The following is a 20,772-nucleotide window of genomic DNA, read 5'->3' as shown; positions in this document are numbered from 1 at the left end:
TCAGCTGAGTGCGAAGGAATAGTTGTTGCACTGACGGTATCGCGATCTGTCGACGTATCTCAGAGACATCATACCCCACCGCTGAACGGCGACGGTCGCGGTGCAGTCGCTCGACCGTCTCGTTCCCGTTCGCCGAGCGCCGGCGTCGCAACTATCGAGTTTCGAAACGAAAGTGGAAAACGAATCAGGCGGAAGGCCCGATTCGCTTGCCGCCCTGAATTGGTCCCCGCTGACGCTTCGGCCCTCCAAAGCGAAGCGTCACTTGGTCGTGGGTCGTTGAGTAACTTAAACCTGTCGCCAGCCGCCAGATCCGGTTGCTGCAGTGACCACTATCGCGAGCTACATGTGCTCTTCTTCGAGGACCCACCCCAGTGCGCGCCGATAGTGCGTCAGCATCATCCGCACGCGATCGTGGTTCATCTCCTTGCTGTCCAGCTGTTCACAGAGGAACTCGTACTGCTCTCTGCTTGCTCGCGCATACCGATCGTTCGACCCGGCGACGGAAGGAACTTGAGGCTGCCACGCCGACAGTGAGCCATGAAGGTTCGAGGCCACCGCGAGTGCAAGGCGTGTGGCAGCCGCTGGTCGTACTACGAGACGGCCAGCGTGGAGTGCCCCGACTGCGGGAGTCTCCGGAGCGTCGGCGTCGACGACCGCACGCGCCACACGAACGCCCCCGTCGAGTACGACCTGACGCCGGTGCGCGGGTCGATCGACGAGCAACCGCTCGAAGAGATCGCCACGGACGCCGCCGAGCGGTCGTCGGAGTACGTCCGTCGGCGCGGCTTCGTCGACGGCGGATCGCTGCTCGCCCTCGACGAGACCTTCGTGGCCGCGACCGAACTCCGCCACGTCGCCAGCGAGATCGCGCGCACGCTCCAGCCGACCGACGCCCAGGAGCTGTACTTCGTCACGCTACTCAGAGGTGCCGACGAGGGCGAACGGCCGGAGCCCCGAGCGGTGCCGTCGGGACTGCGTCCGTCCTACGGCCTGGCGATGACGGCCGCCGTCGAGGCCTACCAGCGTGATCTCCGCGCGCGCCTCGACGACGAGCCCGACCCGCAGGCCCGGTCGCTGTCCGGTCGAGTCCGAGACCACCGCAAACGGATCGAAGCCCTCGACGGCGACGTGGACCCGAAAGACGCCGATCGACTCGTCCACGCAGCGCGGGACCTCGGTCGATACCTCGCGGAGGGTGACGAGAGCGCTCTCGTGACGGCCGACAACTGGCTCAACGGTCTCGACGGGTAGCTACCGCAGTTCGTCGATCACGTCGCGGTCGACGGTCGCGGCGGGCACCTCGTCGTGCCACGCGGCGGCGGTGACAGACGCCCGCGCCGGCTCCGGCTCGCCGGCCGCTATCTCGCCGTCGTAGATCTCGAACGCGAGCGACGCCTCCCGGTCCCCGTCGGTCAGCGTCACGTCGTTGACGGCCACCAGCGATCCGACGGTCAGCTCCAGGCCGGTCGTCGCCGCGACGGCATCGCGGAGGGCGGCCTCCCGCGACTGGTCACCGCCGACTTCGCCACCCGGGAGGCTCCAGCGCCCGTCTTCACAGACCAGGAGGACGCGTCCGTCGGCGTCCGTCAGGAGGGCCGCGACGGCACACTCGTAGCCGCCGTCGAGCCGCGACTTGGCGTGGTTGAACGCGTCGGGGTCCAGACGCTGGGTCGACTCGAACCGCGCCACGCCGTCGCCCGCGTCGTCTGCGTCGCGGTCGTGTCCCTCGGCCATCTCAGGGGAGGTCCACGTCGACGCCGTGTTGCTGGGCCGTCGCCTTCACAGTGTTGTACAGCAACATCGCACGTGTCATGGGGCCGACACCGCCGGGGACGGGCGTGATCGCGCTCGCCTTCGCTTTGGCGCTCTCGAAGTCCACGTCGCCGACCAGCTCGTACCCCTTCTCGGTGTCGGCCTCGACGCGGTTGACGCCCACGTCGATCACCGTCGTCCCCTCGGTGAGCATCTCGCCGTCGATCAGCTCCGGCACGCCCGCCGCGGCGATCACGATGTCGGCCTCGCGGGTCTTGGCCGCCATGTCGTCGGTCCGGGAGTGACACACCGTCACCGTGGCGTTGCCGCCCTCGTCTTTCTGAAGCAGGAGGTTCGCCATCGGCTTGCCGACGATCTCCGAGCGGCCGACGACGACGGCGTCTTTGCCCTCGGGATCGACGCCGGCCGAATCGAGGAGCTTCTGGATACCGTGGGGCGTACACGGCTTGAAGCGTGCGTTCCCGGCCACGAGACGGCCGACGTTCTCCGGGTGGAAGCCGTCAACGTCCTTGGCGGGGTCGATGTTTCGCAGGACCGCTCGATCGTCCACGTGGTCCGGGACCGGCATCTGGACGAGAACGCCGTTGACTGCGTCGTCGCCGTTGAGCTCGTCGATCGTGTCGTACAGCTCCTGGGCGTCGGCGTCGGGCGAGATCTCGATGTCCAGCGCCTCGATGCCAACCTCCTCGCAGTCGTCTTGCTTCATCGAGACGTACGTCTCGCTGGCTGGATCGTCGCTCATCAACACCGTCGCCAGCGCGGGCGTGACGCCCGCGTCCTCCAGCGTCGCGATGGCGTCGCCGAGGCCGTCCCGGATCTCCTGGGCGACCTCGTCGCCGTCGATAATTTCGGTCATCACCTGATGGGGGTGGCCCGCGAAACAAAAGCCCTCCTATGACAGTGTCGACACAGTCAACAGCGCCGTCGATCACGGACAGTCTCCGCCGTCGACGGACTCGCTGTCACCGCCCTGTCGTACTCGCCTGGCCTGCCCGGTGTCTACGTCGACGACCATCGCCTGGCCGCCGTAGCCGTGGCGCTGGTCGTGCCCCCGGACGACGACGCAGTGGACGCTCTCTGGCACCTCGATCGTCTCCGAGCGCGTGAACGGTGCCGTCGAGTGAGCGTGCAGGAGCTCTCTGCGCCCGAGGCGATCTCCCGCCAGCGTCTCGACCTGCCACCAGTCCGCGTAGCCGTCCTCTCCGTCGTCGTCGTGATACAGCGTCACACTGAACTCGACCGCTCGCCCGCCTGCCGACTGGAGCGCTACGTCGACGACGTTGGCCTCCCGCAGGTCCAACTCCGCTGTCTCCGTCTCGTCTGCTCGCCTTGCGGTCTCGTCGCCCTCCGCTACCGTCGGCTGTCGAGTGGTCTCGTCACCGGCGTCCGTCTGGGTGTCGCCGGATCTGCCAGTCGTTTCGGGGCCTCTATCCGAAGTCTGAGTGGGGGTCGATTCTCTCTCGCGGCAGCCTGCGACCGTACTCAGCGCCACTCCGAGACCGAGCAAGACTGCTCTCCGGGGACGAGGGGACATGGGCGACAGCACTCGCGGCGTCGACAAAAGGATTCACCAGCGAGGCGTCTCTGCGTCGCCGTCAGCGCCCCCTCGCTACGCTCGGGCTCTCGCTCTACTCGTAAACGAGCCCTTCGCTGTCCTCGCCGTAGAGATCGAACTCGTCGGTGAGTTCGTCGACGCGCGCACTGACCTCGGCGATCACGTCCTCGTCGTCGGGTGCGTCGACGACCTCGTAGATGAGGTCTGCCACTTCCTCGCAGGCTTCCTCGTCGAAGCCTCGCGTCGTGAGGCCGGGCGTGCCGGCGCGGATGCCCGAGGGGTTGAACGCCGAGCGGGTCTCGCCGGGCACCGTGTTGGCGTTGAGGACGATGCCTGCCTCTTCGAGGGCCTCCTCGACCTCTTTGCCGGTCGTGTCCGGGTGGGACGGTCGGAGGTCGATCAGGACGAGGTGGTTATCCGTGCCGTCGGAGACCAGATCGAGGCCGTGCTCCTGCAGGCGGTCGCCCAGTGCCTTCGCGTTGTCGACGGTCGCCTGTGCGTACTCCTCGAACTCCGGTTCGAGCGCTTCGCCGAAGCCGACGGCCTTGCCGGCGACGTTGTGCATCAGTGGACCGCCCTGCATGCCGGGGAACACCGCCGAATCGATGTCGTCGGCGTACTCCTCGTCGCACATGATGATGCCGCCGCGGCCGGCGCGGATCGTCTTGTGCGTCGACCCGGTGACGAAGTCGGCGACGCCGACCGGTGAGGGGTGGACCCCGGCGGCGACCAGCCCGGTGATGTGTGCGATGTCCGCGAGGTGGTAGGCGTCGGCGGCGTCGGCGGCTTCCTGGATGCGCTCCCACTCGACGGTTCGGGGGTACGCGGAGTAGCCCGAGACGACGATGTCGGGGTCGTACTCCTCGGCCTGTGCCCGGAGTTCGTCGTAGTCCAGGCGGCCGGTCTCGGCGTCGACCTCGTACTGCTCGACCTCGTAGACCTGGCCGGCGAAGTTCGCGGGGTGGCCGTGCGAGAGGTGCCCGCCGTGGGTCAGGTCCAGCGAGAGGATCTTGTCGCCGGGGTCGAGCACCGCGAGGTAGACGCCCATGTTGGCCTGGGAACCGGAGTGTGGCTGGACGTTGACGTGGTCGGCACCGTACAGCTCCGTGGCCCGTTCGATCGCGAGTTCCTCGATCTCGTCGGCGGGCTCACAGCCGCCGTAGTAGCGCTCGCCGGGGTATCCCTCGGCGTACTTGTTCGTCAGCGCCGAGCCCTGTGCTTCGAGAACGGCCTCGCTGACGTGGTTCTCCGAGGCGATCATGGCGAGCGTGTCGTTCTGTCGGTCGACCTCGTCCGTCAGCGCGGCGGTGACGTCGGGATCGGCCGACTCCAGATGGTCGAAGTGCACACTCGAACCGTACGGTCCGGCCGTCAATAATCTACCTTTCCGGCGCGCACCTGTGGGCCGTTCACACACTGGTAGCGTATGCGACACTCTGGCACGCGACCAGCAACCATTATGTAGGCGAGGCACACATACCATGCTGTATGTCTACCTGGGGGGTGACATACGCCGGAGACCGGTCGACCGAGTCGGACGCTTCGGGGGGATTCGAAGGGGCCGATCCGACCGGACTTCCAGCGTTGTGTGCCCAGCTGAATCAACTGAGCGAGGCGTCGTCGTCTGCGATTCCGAGAGATATCGACGAGTGTTTCGAGGGCGAGGCCGACCGGCTCTCGATCCCGTGTTCCGACGTGATGGTGACGGCGCTCGACCTCGACGCCCAGTACCGCGTGACGACCCCGACGGAACTCCCCGACGGCGAGTACCTACTCAGGTGCCGCAGTCGATCGGGGGCGTCGGCCCACGGGCCGACGAGCTACCTGCGATTTCCGGGACCGGCGTCGGTCAAGCCGGCCGGCGAGGAGTTCGTCGTCTCGTTCTGGGAGCCGACGACGGTGACCGTCGGCGGCTCGTCTGGCAACCGAGCCGGACCGGGCCGTATCACGATCGAACCGACGCCGTCCGGACTCGCCACTGGACTGACCCACTTGGCGGCCGCCCACCACACGACCGCTCCCGTCAGGTCCCACCCGAGCTTCAGGGCACACCCGCCCTTGCTGGAACTGGGATCGGAGACGAGTGTTCCGTCGGCCGTCGCCGCCGAGACGCCGGACACCGGGATCGAGTTCCTGGTCCCGCCGGAACTGGATCGACTCTTCGTCGCCGCGCCGCTCGCGTACTACCTCGGCGCGACCGTCGAGGTAACCGACTACGACGCGCCCGTGTTACGGGCCGACGACCCCTCGATTCGGTACGAGTTCGACGATCTCCCCGGTTTCCAGCATCAGTGTGCGCAGCTCCTGCGGCGGGCCTTCTTCCTCGACTGTCAGGCTCGCCGGGTCGCGCCCGACCGGGCGTCAAGCGACGGGCTCGAACAGCTCCCGATCGATCTGGACTCGCTGTGCCAGCTCGACCCTGCGGCCCGTCTCGAACAGTGTCTCTCGCTGTCCGAGCGGAATCTGGACGCCCTTCTGCCGGACTGGCACCTGTCGACGTACGCCAAGCCGACGCCGGGTCGGATCACGTGTCTCCCCTTCCTGCTGGACCGACTCAGTCTCGTCTATCTCCCGCGCGCGACCGAACTCGACCGGGACGAGCTGCTCGAACAGACGCTGTCAGACGCCTACACTGCGCGCGGCGAGACCGCCACGTCGGGCGTGCTCAAACCGGAGCTACAGGCCGGGCAGCTCCACGCGTGGCTCGCGCCGGGGACGCCGATCCACGCGTTTAAACCCCTCCCGAAAGCGTACCACAACCGCGGCAAGTACCGACATCGCAGCAACGACCAGCTCCAGGTCGGCGTCGTCCTCAACGACGACGCGATGTGCGAGGAACACCAGATCGTCTCCGACATCTACGAGGAGCGTGCCGCCGACCTCCCGATCGACGTGACGATCCAGTCGCGGCTCGACCGCGCCGAACTGGCGGCCACGTTCGAGGCGAAAAACGACTTCGTCCACTACATCGGGCACTGCGAGGACGGCGGGCTGCGGTGTACGGACGGCACACTCGACGTGGCCGAGATCGAGGAGTCGAACACGCAGACGTTCTTCCTCAATGCCTGTGGCTCCTACGACCAGGGGCTCTCGCTGGTCGAGCGGGGCTCGATCGCGGGCGGTGTCACCTTCGAGAAAGTGCTCGACCAGCAGGCCGCGAAGGTCGGGACCGCGTTCGCGCGGCTGCTCGTCCACGGCTTCAGCATCGAGCGGGCGCTCCAGCTCGCCCGTCGACGGATCATGATGGGGAAAGACTACGCCGTCGTCGGCGACGGCACGTACGCGCTCTTGCCGAGTCCCAAACAGCCCGCGGTCGTCAGGATCGCCGACGCGGGAGAGCGCTACGCCGTCAGCTGCGAGATGTTGACGGCCCAGTCCAACGGGGACCGGTACGACCTCCCCTTCGACGGCAGAGAGATTCTCAACGGCGACACGCTGGAGAAGACCGTGACCGCGGCGGAACTGCGCGAGGTCCTCGCCGCCAAGTCCCTGCCCGTGATCTACGACGGCGACTTCCACTGGTCGGAGGAACTGGTCGACGAACTCTGATCGCACGGGGGCTCTCCGCGGGGCGATCGTCGCTTCCCCGTCGACGTGGCCGGGCTGTCTGTCATTGCCACCCAATCGGTACCGGCAACAATTATGTCTTGACGGCGTGGCAGTATTATCTCTGCAGACGAATTCAATCGCAGCCGGCCAGTAAAATTAAATATGACAAAAACGTAGTAGTCTAACAGAAGCATGCGTTCGAACCTACTCGAAGACGACGTAAGAACTGTTCTGTCCGAAGCACTGGACAGTGAAGACGGTTCGCTCACAGTTGTTAATCCCTCTAGAGAAACGCTTTCGGAACTCGTCTCGGTGCTGGACGAACACGAGGAGCCGCCCGCCGTCCGCCTGCTCGCGGAGGACCGTGCCCTGAAAGACGAGATGGGCGACTTCATCGTCGCGAGCACGGCCGCGGACCTGGTCGAGGCCGACGTGCTGGAGCTGAAGATCCTCGAGGACGTTCCGAACCACTCGCTGCTGATCGGCTCCGAGAGCGTCGTGTCGCTCATCGACGCCGGCGACGCGGTCGCCGGACTCACGTCCGACGAGGACGCGTTCCTCGACGACATCTCGTCGTTCTACGACGACGAGTGGGACCGCGCCGACAGCTACTCGCTGCGGACGCCGGCGATGTCCCGCGTGATGGACACGCTGGAGTCCGACATCGGTCCCGAGACGGCAGCGGACTTCGAGGGCGTGCTGGCCTCGCTCCAGACCGCACGCGGCGACGGCGACGGGCTCGACGAGGTGACGATCAGTCTGCTGGTCGCCGCCAAGAACGGCGAGCTGCTCTACGACATCAGCAAGTGGGGCGAGGACATCGGCCTGGCGAGCAAGGCGACGTTCTCCCGCACCAAGACGACCCTCGAAGACATGGGCCTGATCGACACGGAGAAGGTACCCATCGACGTGGGCCGGCCGCGGCTCCGGCTGATGCTGGGCGACGAGCGGCTCCAGTCGGTCGACAGCGACGAACTCGCGAGCGTCGCGCAGGGCATTATCGCCTCCTAGGCTTTTTTACCCCGACTACTGTTACTCGCCGGTATGGGTACGGTAGTGGACGTTGTGGGGAGTGGACCGGCGACGGAGAGCCTTCTCGCGACACTCGACGACCTCGACGTGAGTATCGACCACCGGGAAGCACCCGCCGTCGACAGCGCCGACTTCGCGGTCGTCGTCGACGAGACCGGGGCTGCGACGTTCGAGACCGCCAGCGAGCAGGCCCGCGACGGTGGGACGCCGTGGCTCGCGGTCGAACTCGGCGGTGTCGGCGGCCGCCCGGTCGTCCCGGCAGCGGTCACTGGATTCGACCCCGACCGCGAGTGCTACGACTGTCTTCGCGGCCGTATCGAAGCCAATACGACGGCGGCCGCCGACGGCGTCGACGAACCCGGCCCGGCGACGCGCCGTGTCGCCGGTGCCGTCGCCGGGGAGGCCGTCGCCGACTATCTCGCTGCCGACTCCGAGCGAGCCGACGCTGACTCGTCGGTGCTTGGCCACGTGGTCGAGTTGCCCCACCGGAAACGCCGTTTCTTCCCGCTGCCGGGCTGTTCGTGTGGCGGCGAGCGCGAGACGAGGATCGACCGCTCTCACGCCGCGGTCGACACCGAGCAGGCGCTCGAACGCGCCGAGCGGGCGCTGGACGACCGGGTCGGGATCGTCCAGCAGGTCGGCGAAGCGGAGTCGTTCCCGGCACCCTACTACCTCGCACGGCTCACCGACACGTCCGGATTCAGCGACGTCACGGCCCCGCGACAGGCGGCCGGCGTCGCGGCCGACTGGGACGGGGCATTTATGAAAGCGCTCGGCGAGTCCTACGAGCGCTACGCTGCCGGCGCGTACACGGCCGCGGAGACGACGACCGCCACGGCGGCGTCGCTGGACGACGCGGTCGCGCCCGAGGCCTTCGTCGCGCCCGACGACACCGGCGCGGACGCGACGACCGAACTCGACTGGATCGGAGCCCGGAACCTCGCGACCGACGAGTCGGCGCTGGTGCCCGCCGAACTCGTCTTTCACCCGCCAGTCGAGTCCCACGTCCGCCCGCCCCTGACCACCGGGCTGGGACTGGGATCGTCGGGCTGTGAGGCGCTGTTGGCCGGACTCTACGAGGTGATCGAACGGGACGCGGCGATGCTGTCGTGGTACTCGACGTTCGAGCCACTGGGGCTGACCGTCGACGACGACGTGTTCGGGACGCTGTACGAGCGCGCCGCGTCGGAGGGACTGACGGTGACGCCGCTGCTGCTGACACAGGACGTGGACGTGCCCGTCGTCGCCGTCGCCGTCCACCGCGACGAGTGGCCCAGCTTCGCCATCGGGTCGGCGGCCGACCTCGACCCCGAGCAGGCCGCGCTCGGCGCGCTCGAAGAGGCGCTCCAGAACTGGATGGAGCTTCGGAGCATGGGCCCCGAACAGGCCGCGGAGGCCAGCGGCGCGATCGGGGAGTACGCCGACAAGCCAGACCGGGCTGTCGACCTGCTGGCGTACGAGCAGACCATCCCGGCCGAGGCGGTCGGCCCAGACGCCGTCGACGACGGCGAGGCCGAACTGGACGCCCTCGTCGCAGCGCTCTCGGAAGCCGGACTGACGCCGTACGCGACGCGGACGACGACGCGGGATCTGGACGAACTCGGCTTCGAGGGCGTCCGCGTGCTGGTGCCCGAGGCCCAACCCCTGTTCCTCGGCGACGCCTTCTTCGGGGAGCGAGCGGCGACGGTCCCGACCGAACTCGGCTTCGAGCCGCGACTCGATCGCCCACATCACCCGTTCCCGTAGATCCACACACGGGGATCGACCGCGTGGGATCGGATCGCTGGCGGTCTGTCGGATTTCCATTTGAGCGTCCAGTGCTTTATTAACATCTCGGATCGGATGCCGGCATATGCCCTCCAGCAGATTCGTCGCCGTCGCTTGTCTCGTCATCTTCGCAGTGACCACGCTCGCCGTCGCCCCCGCGGTCGGTGCGCCGCCGCCTCGTCCCCTCTGTGACGCCTGTGGCGAGAGCTTCGCCGAGACCGCGGGCGCACACGGTGTCGAGGCGACCGTCGTCGAGAGCACCGCGACCGTGCAGGTCGCCCGAAACGGGACGGCGACCTGGACCGTACGAAACACGCTCCGAGAGCCCGCGGCCGAGCGGCTCCGGGCGAACGAGAGCCTGCGGACGGCGATCGCCGATCGGGCGATGTGGGACGTGACGCTTCTGGGGTCGAACGTCTCGTCGGACGGCGTTCTGACGCTTCGCTACCGCGAGCCCGACTTCGCGGAGCCGTCGGCCGGGGGGACACTGCGCTCGGGCGCGTTCACCGAAAGCCACGGCTACCGCTCTCTGGACGGGCTCGGTGCGGATCGCCTCACGGTCGTCGCGCCCGATGGAATGACGGTCGAGCGGACCGTGCCGGGTGCGACCGTCTCGCCCGACCGAACGCGGATGACGCTGACCGACCTGGATCGATACGGCTTTCTCACGTTCACCGAGCGGGGTGATCCTCTCGGGGCCGTGTGGAGTACGGTGGCCCTCCTGGCGCTGTTGGGGCCGGTCGCCGCGCTGAACGCCGCCGTCCTGATCGGGCTCCCGACGGCGGTCTTCGGAACCGTCGTGGCCGCACTCTGTGGTGCCGTCTCGTGGCTCGATTTCGACTTCGGGGCGTCCACCGAGCAGGTGGGCACCGCTCTCGGTGGACTCGGCGTCCTCACCGTACTGGCGACGGTAGCCACAGCGCCGGTCTCGTTTCTCGGCACGGCGGACGCTCCGCTCGTCGGCGCTGGCGTCGGGATCGCCGCCGTCGGTGCCACGCTATCGGTCTCCGCCGTCCGCGATCGGCTGTCCTATCGGACCGTCCTCGCTCTCGCGGGCGCGGGCCTCGTGGCTGCCGTCGGTACGGCCGTCGTCGCGCTGCCGGTGTTCCAGCAGTCCGGCCTCCTCCGCTCTCAGCGCGTCTTCCTGGGGCTGCTCGTCGCGCTGTTCGCGTTTCTGCCGGCCGGCTACGCGCTCGGTCGCAACCGCCACAGACTCGCTCTCGCGACGGTCAGTGTCGGCTTCGCCGCTGCGCTCTTCCAGCAGGGGCTACCGATCGGGCCGCTGGGTCTCGGGATTCTGCTCGCGCTGGTGAACGGGATCTACGGAGTCGTGGTGGTCGCCTGCGGGACGCCGCTGTTGCTCGCCGGTCGGGCGATCGGGCGGGCCGACGGTCGGACCTAGATCCCGAAGGTCACGCGCAGCATGTCCCGCGTTCCGGGACCCAGACCGACGGCCGTCACGGCGACGAGCAAGAGGAGCGCGTACCGCTGGCTCTCCTCGACGAACTCCTCGGTAAAGAGCCACAACACGAGCGAGGCGACGAGCATCTTGACGACGAGGAAGGGCCACGACGTGCCGATCGTCGCCGACAGGGAGGCCGGCTGGAGAGCTTCGGTCACGTCGACGATGATCCGGTTTGCCGGGTGCTTTGCGAAGTACTCGCCAGGAATACCGAGCGCGTCGAGCCAGTCGCCCGTGATCACGTTCGCGATCCCGTCGATCGCGTGGCCCCAGAGCACGAAGAAGCCGATGTACGCCGTCGCGTCGGTCAGCTCCGGCCAGGCGGCCTCGATGGCCTTCCAGTTGACGTACGCGAGCGCGATCGCACCGACGACGACGATGGTCACCATCTGCGGGTACAGCGTGACGTACTCTCTGGTGACCGACAGCCAGAGGAGATAGAGGAGATTCAGCGTGAGCAGGCCCCAGCCGACGACGCCCAGCGCACGATTGCCGTCGTCGATCTGTCCCCCCCGTTCCAGCCGGCGCACGGCGACGAGCGATCCGAGCGTCAGCACGAACAGCGTGAAGTAGATGACCGGACTGACCAGCAGGGAGTTCAGGGGGTACGAGATCGCCGGGTCGACGCCGGCCCTGACGGCGGCGTCGGTCGCGTCCTCGACCACCCGGAGCGAGCCCCCCAACAGCATGAACGGGACCAGCGGGTAGTACAGGTCGATGTCGGTGACGAGGTCGTAGCGCTGCAAGAAGAGGTAGACGCCGACCAGCATGTACACGAGCACGAGCATGTACCCGATCTCCGAGATGATCGTGTATCCCGGCTCGGCGTAGACCGCCGTGCCTGACGCCTGGGCCTGCGCACAGGCGTCGGCGCTAAACACCAACTCCACGGCACTGCCCTCCCGCAACGCACAGCGGGCCGCCTGCGCGTCGGCCGCGACGGGGCCCCAGAAGTACTGCCAGACGAATCGGTCCCAGACAGTCTGCGTGGCCACCAGCGCGGCCCCGGTGAAGAGTCCGACCAGCCCAACCAATGAGGCGACCCAGAGCCGGAGGGGGTCGCGGCCGTCGAGTCTCGATTCCAGTCGAGCCACTGCGTCCATGCATGTCTCGCCGTGAGGTGGGCGTTTTAGCGTTCCGGTCCTGTGTCCATTTCACACCCACGCGTCGCGCTCCAGCGGCGGTCTCATACGGATTATTGTAGCGATTTACCGGTGATCGTCGCCACGGAGTAGACGATCACCGGTAAGCAACTACAATAAATCGTATCATACGGACGGTTGTAGTCGTTTACCCAGTCGACCGCACGACGGCGTGCGGTCGATCTGGTAAAGACCTACAACTTTCCGTATCAGTCGGCGCTTTCCTCGCGGACCTGCGCGACGGCGTCGAGCACGGCCCCGTGATTGGCACCGTTCGACGCCACCATCCCTTCGCTGTCCGGGGTCCAGCGATCGCCGTCGACATCCGTGACGGTCCCGCCCGCCGCACGGACCATGTGGACGCCGGCCACGGTGTCCCAGGCGTTCGCGGGCTGGGTGCAGATCGCGGCGTCGAACCCACCGTCGGCCAGCAGCGACAGGGTCGCCTGGAACGAGCCCAGCCGTCGCACGTCGCCCAGCTCCTCGTCGGCGATTCGACACAGCTCGCCGAACGCGGTCGCGTCCTCCCAGCGGTTGACGACGGCGACCAGGAACGCGTCGGTGTCGGTCTCCTCGCTGACTCGCATCGACTTGCCGTCCCGCGTCACGCTCTCGGGCCCCGCCGCGTAGAGGTCGCCCATCGCCGGGAGGTAGTTCGCCGAGCCGACCGGTTCGCCGTCGACCAGCGCCGTGACGCTGGTCGCCCACGTCCGATTCCCGCGGACGAAGTTCGTCGTGCCGTCGATCGGATCGACGATCCAGGCCGGGCCGGACTCGGGCACGCTCTCGACCAGCGTCGCTTCGACCGCGTCGCTCTCTGGCCCGGCGATCTGGGGGCTGTCCTCCTCACAGACGAACTGGTCGCCGGAGAACTCCTCTCGGATCGTCGCAACGACCTGCTGTTGGGCCTCTCTGTCGGCTATCGTCACCAGATCGGTCTTGTCGGCCTTGGTCTCGATCTCGAAGGTCCCGCGGAACCGCTCGCGAGCGACGACGCCGCCGGCACGCGCTGCGCGCTCGGCGATCGCCGCCCGGTGGTGGACGTCTGTCATGCCGTGGAATCTGTCGTCCTGACAAATAGCCTCACCGCTTCCGACCGCCCCGTCGACGCTACTCTCTCGGTGCTTCGTCGGCGGCTGCGAGGATCGACTCAGCGATGTCACGGGCCTCCTCGGGCGTGTACAGGACCTGATTCCCGAGGGACTGTTCGATGCGGACGTACCCGTCGTCTGTCTCGATGGAGAAAAACGCCGTGTTCTCCAGCGGTGTCACGTCGAGACCGGTTGGCTCGCGCTGATCCGTAGCCATGTGACAGTCTACCACGCCGACGGGCTTAAATCTACGCCATGGTGAAACGAACGCTTGACACATCCGCTCTTTCTCCCGCTGTTTCTCGTTGCGACGTGCTCCTGGTCACTCGGTGGGTGCCGATACCGGTACGACTGTTCGGTCGGCGTCGGTAGAAGTTTGCGAGGGAAGATCGCTCCGTCGGATCTCCCAGCGCCGGTCGCTGTTTGCGGGGGCCGCGTGGGCCACATACCGAGTGCATTCCGCACCGACACGCGTCGTGTCGCCGCGTCATGCGAGGGAAGGGATTTGAACCCTTGGACCCCTACGGGAGCGGATCTTGAGTCCGCCGCCGTTTCCAGGCTTGGCTACCCTCGCACGCTTTGCGTTCGGGTTCAGTGTGGGGAAGTATATATGCAGTACGGAACGATTCTGTCGCGTCCGAACTGTTTTGTCCGGTCGACTGGAGACGCCGGATATGCCCTCCGAGATCGAGTACTGTCCGTTTCTACGCGTTCGTGCAGGCGTCGCTCCTGCTCGGGATCACCGCGAGCGTCGTCGTTCTCGCCGTCGCTCACGTCGACTGGACGGCGCTCGCGTAGCGTCCGCCGTCGAGCGGAGGGATTACCTCCCCGCCACTCCTGTACTCGGTATGGACGATCACACCCGCGATCACGATGTCGCCCCGCCGGTTTCGGGGAACCCGACGGGCTGGGACCGGGATCGTCGCGCGTCGAACGGGTGGGAACACGGCACGCTCCGCGGGGCCGTGGTCCACGGCGTTCGACTCTACAACGCCGGGGAGTTTCACGAGGCCCACGACTGCTTCGAAGCGGAGTGGTACAACTACGGACAGGGGACCACGGAGAGCGCGTTTCTCCACGGGATGGTGCAGGTCGCCGCGGGTGCGTACAAGCACTTCGACTTCGAGAACGACGACGGGATGCGCAGCCTCTTTCGGACCGCCTTGCAGTACCTCCAGGGGACGCCGCTGGACTACTACGGCGTCGACGTGCTCGACGTGCGAACGGTGGTGACCGATGCCCTGGACAATCCGACGGCCCTGCACGGCTGGCAGATCCGGCTGGACGACGAGTGTCCCACCGCGCGCGAGCGGGACTTCGAGTACGCCGCGTCCCTGGAGTAGAGGCCGGCGAGCGTGTGATACTTCTCCGTGGAGCCGCTGCATTCCGCTGTGTACGTCGAACAACTGGGCGACGGCGATCCCGAGGTCGCCGTCGTGGGTGGCATTCACGGTGACGAACCCTGCGGTGTCCACGCGGTCGAGACGCTCCTCGAAGCGTCGCCGACCGTCGAGCGATCCGTCGCGTTCGTGATCGCCAACGAGGCGTCGATCGAGCGCGGCCAGCGTTACGTCGACACGGACCTGAACCGATCGTTCCCCGGCTCGCCGGACGGCTCTCGCGAGGAGCGACTGGCGGCCAGGCTGGTGGCGGAGATCGGGGACTGTACGACGCTGGCGCTGCACTCGACGCGGTCCTACGGCGGGATGTTCGCGCTCGTAGACACGATCGACGACCTCGCGCGGAGCGTCTGCCCACGACTCCCGATCGACGCCGTGATCGAGACGGACGGCTCGAACGAGGGGCGGATCTTCGACGGGATTCCCGCGACGATCGAGGTCGAGTGTGGCTATCAGGGCTCCGAGCAGGCGGCCGACAACGCCGTCGTGCTGACGCGGGCCTTCCTCCAGGCGGTCGGCGTACTGCCGGCGGCGTCACGCACCGAGCCCAGAGACGTGCCGGTGTACGAACTCGGCGAGCCGATCCCGAAGGCGATGGGCGAGGTCTACGAGGTGTACGCGAATAACTTCGAGGAGGTCGGTGCCGGCGAGGCGTTCGCCGCCACCGACGGCGACCCCCTCGTCGCCGACGAGCCGTTCCACCCGGTGTTGCTCTCGCCGGACGGCTACGAGGACGTGTTCGGCTACACGGCCGAGCGGACCGGCAGCCTCCGGAGTGGCGATTGATACGGATTATTGTAGCGATTTACCGGTGATCGTCGCCACGGAGTAGACGATCACCGGTAAGCAACTACAATAAACCGTATGAGACGGCGTTTCGTCGCCGTTTCCCCAGTCGACCGAACGACGGCATCGCCGTCCGCGTCGGCGGGCGTGACCGTCAGCGGCCGCTGCGCTCTTCGGGCGGTGCCAGCTCGACGAGCGTGAGGTCGCGATCCAGCCCGCAGTAGTCGTGGGGGGGATCGCCGACGATCTCGTCGATGCGGTACTCCTCGTCGAAGGACGCTCCCGCCGGCTCGCAGTACTCGTGGCTCGGACAGCCGGTGTAGGGACACGGCCCCTCCAGCGTGGCGCTACTCCCGGCGTAGGCTCCTTTCGCGCTGACGTTGGCCTTGATCGGGGCGGGTTCGACCTCGACGGCCTTGACGCCGCTGTCGTGGACGGCACAGTCCAGTATCTGTCCCGACTCGCGAACGTCTGTGATCCGGTAGCGCACGCCGTCGGTGAGGTTGAGGCACTGGTCGCGATAGGGACAGCCGTCACAGCCGCTGGCCTCGCCGCGATAGACGAACTCCTCGCCGGCCGTCGCGAGGCGGGAGCCGATCAGCGTCACGGTAGTCATGGTCGTTCGTTCTCGGGGCAGACCACTATAGGTGTCGACTGGGTCACGGGCCGGTCGCGGGCCACATATTTACGTACCGAACGTCCCTACGTCGGGTAGTGACCTATCTGCGGCGATACCTCGACGGCGAGCCGACCGTCCTCGTCGTCGGATTCGACGACCCGCCACAGGTGGCCCAAGTGGTCCCGACGTACGAACTGGAGGGCGTGGCCGACCGCGAGGCGGCGCTCGCAGCGCTCGACGAGGGCGTCGTCTGCCTGCTCGCGCGCGACTCGCTGCCCGACGGGACCGGCGACGATCTCGCGACCGACGTGTTCGAGATCACTGACGACGTTTCCGTCCTGATCGCTCCGACGGCCGGCGGGGCCGACCGTGCCGGTGCGGTCGGCCTCACTGGAGCCCGCTACGTCCCCCCGTCGGCCGCCCGGGGCCAGTTCGCGACGGCACTGGCCAGTGGTGCCGAGTCGGGCGAGCGCAGGCGAAGCGAGTCGCTGCTGGCGGACGCGTTCGAGCAACTGCTCTCGACACGGAGCGAGACGATCTACGTCAAGGACTCGGACGGGCGCTATCTCGCCGTCTCGAACTCCGACGAGCGGGATCGCTCGCTGTTGGGCACGACCGACGAACAACTGGCACGCGAAGGCGACGCCGACGCGCCACTGCTCGAACGCCGTCACCGGGACGCGCTTGCGGTCGCCGAGGGAGGCGAGCCGATCGTCGGGGCCGTCGAGCGGTTCGGTCACGGCGAGGGAGCCGCCTGGCTCGAACGGACGATCTACCCCTGGCGGGTGGACGGTTCGATCGTCGGCGTCGTCGGCATCGAGCGGTCCGTCACGGAGCGCCACGACGCCCGAGCCGCGATGCAGACCCGGATCGACCGGCTGGAACGGTTCACCAGCTACGTCAGTCAGGAACTCCGGTCGCCGCTGCAGGTCGTCGACGCCTACCTCGACCTCGCTCGGGCCGGCGACGAGGTCGCCTTCGACCGTCTGGCGGAGGCCACAGACCGGATGGCCGAACTCGTCGACGCCCTCGAACGACTCGTCGACGGTCAGCACGTCGACATCGAGCGCACGCAGACGACCCGGATCGCGGCGATCGCTCGCGACGTGTGGACGGTCGTGGGCGATCGCCGAGGCTCGCTGTCGGTGGCGCTCTCGGACGACGCTGTCGTCAACGCACCCGAATCGATGATCAGGCCGCTCCTCGAAGCGTTCTTCGAGGCGGCCGTCGCCGCGAACGACCGCCCCGACTGCGGCCGGGAGCGCCGATCCGTCGAGGTGTCTCTCGGTGCGCTCGACGACGGCTTCTACGTCGAACACGCCCACACCGACGCCGCTGGCGACGACTCCGAGCCGGTGTCGCCGGGCGTTCGGTCGACGGTCGAAGCACAGGGGTGGACGCTCGCGGTCTCCCGCGCGGACGGCGTCGCGCGCTACGAGGTCCGCAACTGCATGCTGGTCTCCCGGCCACCGCGGGTCCCCGAACTGCGCGCGGACCGCGCGCTCGACGGCTCGGCCACCGTCGGGAACGACCAGTTCGAGGGCCGTGTCGCCGTCGACGGCGACCGCTGGACCCTCTCCAGCGGGCGCAGTTCCGACGAGGGGCAGCGAAGCGAGTTCGCGTACGCGGCAGTCGACGGACCGGTCGAGATGACGGCTCGCCTCCGTCGGCTGGACGAGGGCGGTCCGGACGGCACCGCCGGACTCGCGATCCGGTCGTCGCTGTCGACGGACGCCGTCTCTGGCTCCGTCGGGCGGACGGCGGGGGGCGGAACCGAGGTCCGCTGGCAGACGGCGGCGACCACAGACGAAACGAGCCAGCGCCTGGACGCGGTCGTCGGACGGCACGACTGGTTTCGGCTCACCTTCGACGGCGACCGGGTCACGGTCTCCGTGTCGGTCGACGGCCGGTCCTGGCAGCTGGTCGACCAGCGCACGCTCGAACTGTCCGAACGGGCGTACGTCGGACTGACCGTCTCGGACACTGCGTCTCAGCGACGCTGTACTGCGGTGTTCGACGACGTCTCGGTGCGAGTGGTCGACGACGAGGGCTGATTCTTTCGGTCCGTACGTTTATTTCACTCAGCGCGTAATCCCAGCTATGACGCTCTCCCGTCGGTCGTTCGGACAGACGCCGACGATCCTCGCCGTCGAAGCAGCCGACTCCGACGCCCTGGACCCGCTGACCGAGCTCGACCGGTTCGCCGTTCGCTCGGTCACAGAACGGCTCGCGGCCGACCAGGTCGACCCCGGTGTCGTCTGTGTGGTCGCCGCCGACTCCGGTCGTTCGAGCGTCGATCCCGGAGCGGTGTCGACCGCCGACGGCGTCCCCTGGATCACCGTCTCCGAGAGCTACGACGCCGACGAGGCGGCCGCGACCGCCGCCGCAGGCGGCATCTACCTGCCCCTCTCGACGATTTCGCGTGCGTCGTTCGTCGAGGCGGTCCGGGACGTGGCCCGCCGGGGGGAAGCCCACTCAGTGGCCCGCCTCCGGACAGACGCCTTCGAGCAGTTGCGCGACGCTCACGACGGATCGCTCGCTGTCAAGAACCGCGCCGGACAGTACGTCGCTACCGCTGCCGACGGCGATCTCGACCCGGAACTGCTGTACGGCCGAACCGACACGGACCTCGCGAGCGAGCGCGACGGCGCCTCGCACGTCTCCGAGCACGCACACGACCGAACGCAGTCGGTCCTCGAAACCGGGGAACCGATCGTCGGAGCCGTCGAACGGTACGACACCGGCGAGTCCGCCCGCTGGATCGAGCGCACGATCCTCCCCTGGACCGACGGAGCGGGCGAACCGCGCGGCGTCGTGGGCTGGGCGCGCGACGTGTCCGAGTGGGAGCGCGAGCGCCGGGAGATGCAGCGCCGGATCGCCCAGCTCGAACGCTTCACCGGCTTCGTGACCCACGACCTGCGGTCGCCGCTCCAGGTCGCCGACGGCTCTCTCGAACTGGCCCGGGCGGGCGACCACGCGGCGCTCGACCGCGTGGAGAACGCCAACCGCCGGATGCAGGAGCTCATCAGCGACTTCGAGACCCTGGTCGGCGGCGCACACGACGGCGACCCACACTACACGCGACTGGCCGACATGGCCCGAGACGTGTGGGAAGTCGTCTCGCGGGAGTCCTCGACGCTGCGGATCGATCTCCCGGACGAGACGATCGTCAACGCCGAACGGTCAGCGCTGCGTCCGATCCTGGAGAACCTCTTCACCAACGCGATCGACCACGGGGGCTCGGACGTGACCGTCTGGCTGGGTGCGCTAGCGGACGGGTTCTACGTGGCAGACGACGGCCCCGGTATCCCGGAGGCAGAGCGCGCAAAGGTGTTCGAGGCCGGCTTCACGACGGCCGAGGACGGCACGGGAACGGGGCTGGCGATCGTCGCCGACGCCGCCGACCGGCTGCACTGGGAGATCGGCGTCGAGGACAGTCGTGCCGGCGGCGCGAAGATCACCCTCCGGAACTGCATGATGGCGACCGATCCGTCACGCCACGCGCCGGCCGACGCGACGTACGACCTCACGGACGCCCGCGACGTTGGCAACGCGACCCTCGCGGGGAGCGCGAGCGAGGACGGCGACGAGTGGGTCGTGACTGGCGGCGGTAGCGACGGCGAGCGCGCCGGGTTTTACTACGTCTACACGAGCGTCGCCGGACCGATCAGCGTCCGTGCCCGCCTCGCCGACTTCGAAGGGGCCGGACGCGACAGCCAGGCCGGACTGACCGTCAGGGACGACGCCGCTGGCGGCGCTCCGTACGGCTACGTCGGCCGAACGCCGGACGACGAAGTGGAGACCTGCTGGCGACAGACGCGGCGTGCGACGCCGATCAGCCAGCGCCTCGGATCGGGCGTGGCAGACGCTCGGTGGCTCCGGCTCGATCGAATCGGCGACAGCCTCACCTGTTACGTCTCCCGCGACGGCCGGGGCTGGCGGACGATCGACCAGCGCCCGCTCTCGTTGTCGGACCCGATCACGCTCGGGCTGGCGGTCCACGGCGGAGTCGATCGGGACCGGGCGACGGCGGCGTTCGACAACGTCTCGATCCGCCGGATCGCTCCCGACGAGTGGTGACGGCCCGGTCTCCCTGCTTCGTCTGGACTGGGCGTCGTAGAACCGTTCGATGTTGCTGACGGACGGCTGTGGTCGCTTCGCGTGAGCGTTTACTCCGTGGCGACGCTCACTCGTCTGTCGGGCCGATCACTTCGTCGAGCGCCCGAAAGTACTCCTCGCGGGGCACCTGATACTCGTCTCTGTAGTCGATCCGGCCGGCGTCGAAGTCGTCTGCGAGCGACACCGCGGCGTCGATCGCCGCCGCCCGATCGTCGTACCGATCGGTGCCACAGTCGACGTCGGGTTCGAGGTACAGCGTGACGAACCAGTCGTGACCGACGCGTTCGCCACCGGGGCGACGGCCCCGTTTGCCACGCGTCACGTAGATCGTCGGCAGACACGCCGCCGGCAACGACCCGCCGTCGAACACGTCCGGCCGGTACGCGAGCACGATCCGCCCTCGCTCCTCGTTCCAGCGTTCCCAGGCCGGATTCAGCGCGTCGAGTCCCATGTGCGGTCGACGGTCGCCCCGGAGAA

Annotated in this window: 18 protein-coding genes and 1 tRNA gene; 9 read left to right on the top strand and 10 right to left on the bottom strand. The window is 67.9% G+C overall.

Annotated features, from left to right (window positions below; genetic code table 11):
* Positions 1-537 precede the first annotated feature (537 nt).
* Positions 538-1,251, top strand: coding sequence for a DUF7117 family protein (locus tag HALKA_RS0117690; protein ID WP_018259247.1), 714 nt, complete (start codon positions 538-540; stop codon positions 1,249-1,251).
* Here HALKA_RS0117690 and HALKA_RS0117685 read toward each other — a convergent pair whose 3' ends face one another.
* The 4 genes from HALKA_RS0117685 to glyA all read right to left on the bottom strand — a co-directional run bounded on the left by HALKA_RS0117685 (position 1,252) and on the right by glyA (position 4,676).
* A complete protein-coding gene (locus tag HALKA_RS0117685) occupies positions 1,252-1,734 on the bottom strand; it encodes an NUDIX domain-containing protein (RefSeq protein WP_018259246.1) in 483 nt (160 codons plus the stop codon).
* A 1-nt stretch (position 1,735) separates the two neighbouring features.
* Positions 1,736-2,629: a bifunctional methylenetetrahydrofolate dehydrogenase/methenyltetrahydrofolate cyclohydrolase gene (locus HALKA_RS0117680; RefSeq protein ID WP_018259245.1), complete on the bottom strand. Its 894-nt coding sequence runs from the start codon at positions 2,627-2,629 to the stop codon at positions 1,736-1,738.
* Between the two features lie 72 nt (positions 2,630-2,701).
* The gene (locus HALKA_RS0117675) at positions 2,702-3,307 is read right to left on the bottom strand and encodes a hypothetical protein (protein ID WP_026190406.1); all 606 of its coding nucleotides are present in this window, start codon (positions 3,305-3,307) and stop codon (positions 2,702-2,704) included.
* Positions 3,308-3,401: 94 nt separating this feature from the next.
* Positions 3,402-4,676, bottom strand: a complete 1,275-nt coding sequence (gene glyA, locus HALKA_RS0117670; RefSeq protein WP_018259243.1) for a serine hydroxymethyltransferase — start codon at positions 4,674-4,676, stop codon at positions 3,402-3,404.
* Positions 4,677-4,816: 140 nt separating this feature from the next.
* On the opposite strand from glyA, the gene HALKA_RS0117665 reads away from it, so the two are divergent.
* The 4 genes from HALKA_RS0117665 (at position 4,817) to HALKA_RS0117650 (ending at position 11,078) form a co-directional block, all read left to right on the top strand.
* Positions 4,817-6,877, top strand: coding sequence for a hypothetical protein (locus HALKA_RS0117665; protein WP_018259242.1), 2,061 nt, complete (start codon positions 4,817-4,819; stop codon positions 6,875-6,877).
* A 192-nt stretch (positions 6,878-7,069) separates the two neighbouring features.
* Positions 7,070-7,888, top strand: a complete 819-nt coding sequence (gene tbsP / locus HALKA_RS0117660; protein ID WP_026190405.1) for a transcriptional regulator TbsP — start codon at positions 7,070-7,072, stop codon at positions 7,886-7,888.
* A 33-nt stretch (positions 7,889-7,921) separates the two neighbouring features.
* The gene (locus HALKA_RS0117655) at positions 7,922-9,655 is read left to right on the top strand and encodes a SagD/YcaO family ATP-dependent cyclodehydratase (RefSeq protein ID WP_018259240.1); all 1,734 of its coding nucleotides are present in this window, start codon (positions 7,922-7,924) and stop codon (positions 9,653-9,655) included.
* A 106-nt stretch (positions 9,656-9,761) separates the two neighbouring features.
* Positions 9,762-11,078, top strand: a complete 1,317-nt coding sequence (locus HALKA_RS0117650) for a hypothetical protein (RefSeq protein WP_018259239.1) — start codon at positions 9,762-9,764, stop codon at positions 11,076-11,078.
* On the opposite strand, the gene HALKA_RS0117645 is transcribed toward HALKA_RS0117650, so the two are convergent.
* The 4 genes from HALKA_RS0117645 to HALKA_RS0117630 all read right to left on the bottom strand — a co-directional run bounded on the left by HALKA_RS0117645 (position 11,075) and on the right by HALKA_RS0117630 (position 13,945).
* Positions 11,075-12,241, bottom strand: coding sequence for a DUF63 family protein (locus tag HALKA_RS0117645; protein WP_018259238.1), 1,167 nt, complete (start codon positions 12,239-12,241; stop codon positions 11,075-11,077). The genes HALKA_RS0117650 and HALKA_RS0117645 overlap by 4 nt on opposite strands.
* Before the next feature lie 248 nt (positions 12,242-12,489).
* The gene (locus HALKA_RS0117640; protein WP_018259237.1) at positions 12,490-13,332 is read right to left on the bottom strand and encodes an inositol monophosphatase family protein; all 843 of its coding nucleotides are present in this window, start codon (positions 13,330-13,332) and stop codon (positions 12,490-12,492) included.
* A gap of 58 nt (positions 13,333-13,390) precedes the next feature.
* Positions 13,391-13,588, bottom strand: a complete 198-nt coding sequence (locus HALKA_RS0117635; protein ID WP_015763178.1) for a hypothetical protein — start codon at positions 13,586-13,588, stop codon at positions 13,391-13,393.
* 273 nt (positions 13,589-13,861) lie between these two features.
* Positions 13,862-13,945, bottom strand: a tRNA-Leu gene (locus tag HALKA_RS0117630).
* 274 nt (positions 13,946-14,219) lie between these two features.
* Between HALKA_RS0117630 and HALKA_RS0117620 the strand changes: the two genes are divergently transcribed.
* Both HALKA_RS0117620 and HALKA_RS0117615 read left to right on the top strand, forming a co-directional pair.
* Entirely contained in the window at positions 14,220-14,714 is a 495-nt protein-coding gene (locus HALKA_RS0117620; protein ID WP_018259236.1) for a DUF309 domain-containing protein, read from the top strand.
* Positions 14,715-14,762: 48 nt separating this feature from the next.
* Positions 14,763-15,557 carry a M14 family metallopeptidase gene (locus HALKA_RS0117615; protein ID WP_018259235.1) on the top strand — a complete coding sequence of 265 codons (795 nt, stop codon included), beginning with the start codon at positions 14,763-14,765 and terminating at the stop codon, positions 15,555-15,557.
* 154 nt (positions 15,558-15,711) lie between these two features.
* Here HALKA_RS0117615 and HALKA_RS0117610 read toward each other — a convergent pair whose 3' ends face one another.
* Complete coding sequence (locus tag HALKA_RS0117610; RefSeq protein ID WP_018259234.1) at positions 15,712-16,173, bottom strand: UPF0179 family protein; 462 nt, start codon at positions 16,171-16,173, stop codon at positions 15,712-15,714.
* Between the two features lie 98 nt (positions 16,174-16,271).
* Between HALKA_RS0117610 and HALKA_RS0117605 the strand changes: the two genes are divergently transcribed.
* Both HALKA_RS0117605 and HALKA_RS0117600 read left to right on the top strand, forming a co-directional pair.
* Positions 16,272-18,230, top strand: a complete 1,959-nt coding sequence (locus HALKA_RS0117605; protein ID WP_018259233.1) for a PAS domain-containing protein — start codon at positions 16,272-16,274, stop codon at positions 18,228-18,230.
* Between the two features lie 46 nt (positions 18,231-18,276).
* A complete protein-coding gene (locus HALKA_RS0117600; RefSeq protein WP_018259232.1) occupies positions 18,277-20,256 on the top strand; it encodes an ATP-binding protein in 1,980 nt (659 codons plus the stop codon).
* A gap of 106 nt (positions 20,257-20,362) precedes the next feature.
* On the opposite strand, the gene HALKA_RS0117595 is transcribed toward HALKA_RS0117600, so the two are convergent.
* Positions 20,363-20,746: a DUF5820 family protein gene (locus tag HALKA_RS0117595; RefSeq protein ID WP_018259231.1), complete on the bottom strand. Its 384-nt coding sequence runs from the start codon at positions 20,744-20,746 to the stop codon at positions 20,363-20,365.
* Positions 20,747-20,772 lie beyond the last annotated feature (26 nt).

This window comes from Halomicrobium katesii DSM 19301, from assembly GCF_000379085.1.
Lineage (GTDB): Archaea > Halobacteriota > Halobacteria > Halobacteriales > Haloarculaceae > Halomicrobium > Halomicrobium katesii.
This window is presented reverse-complemented; position numbering and strand designations above follow the sequence as displayed.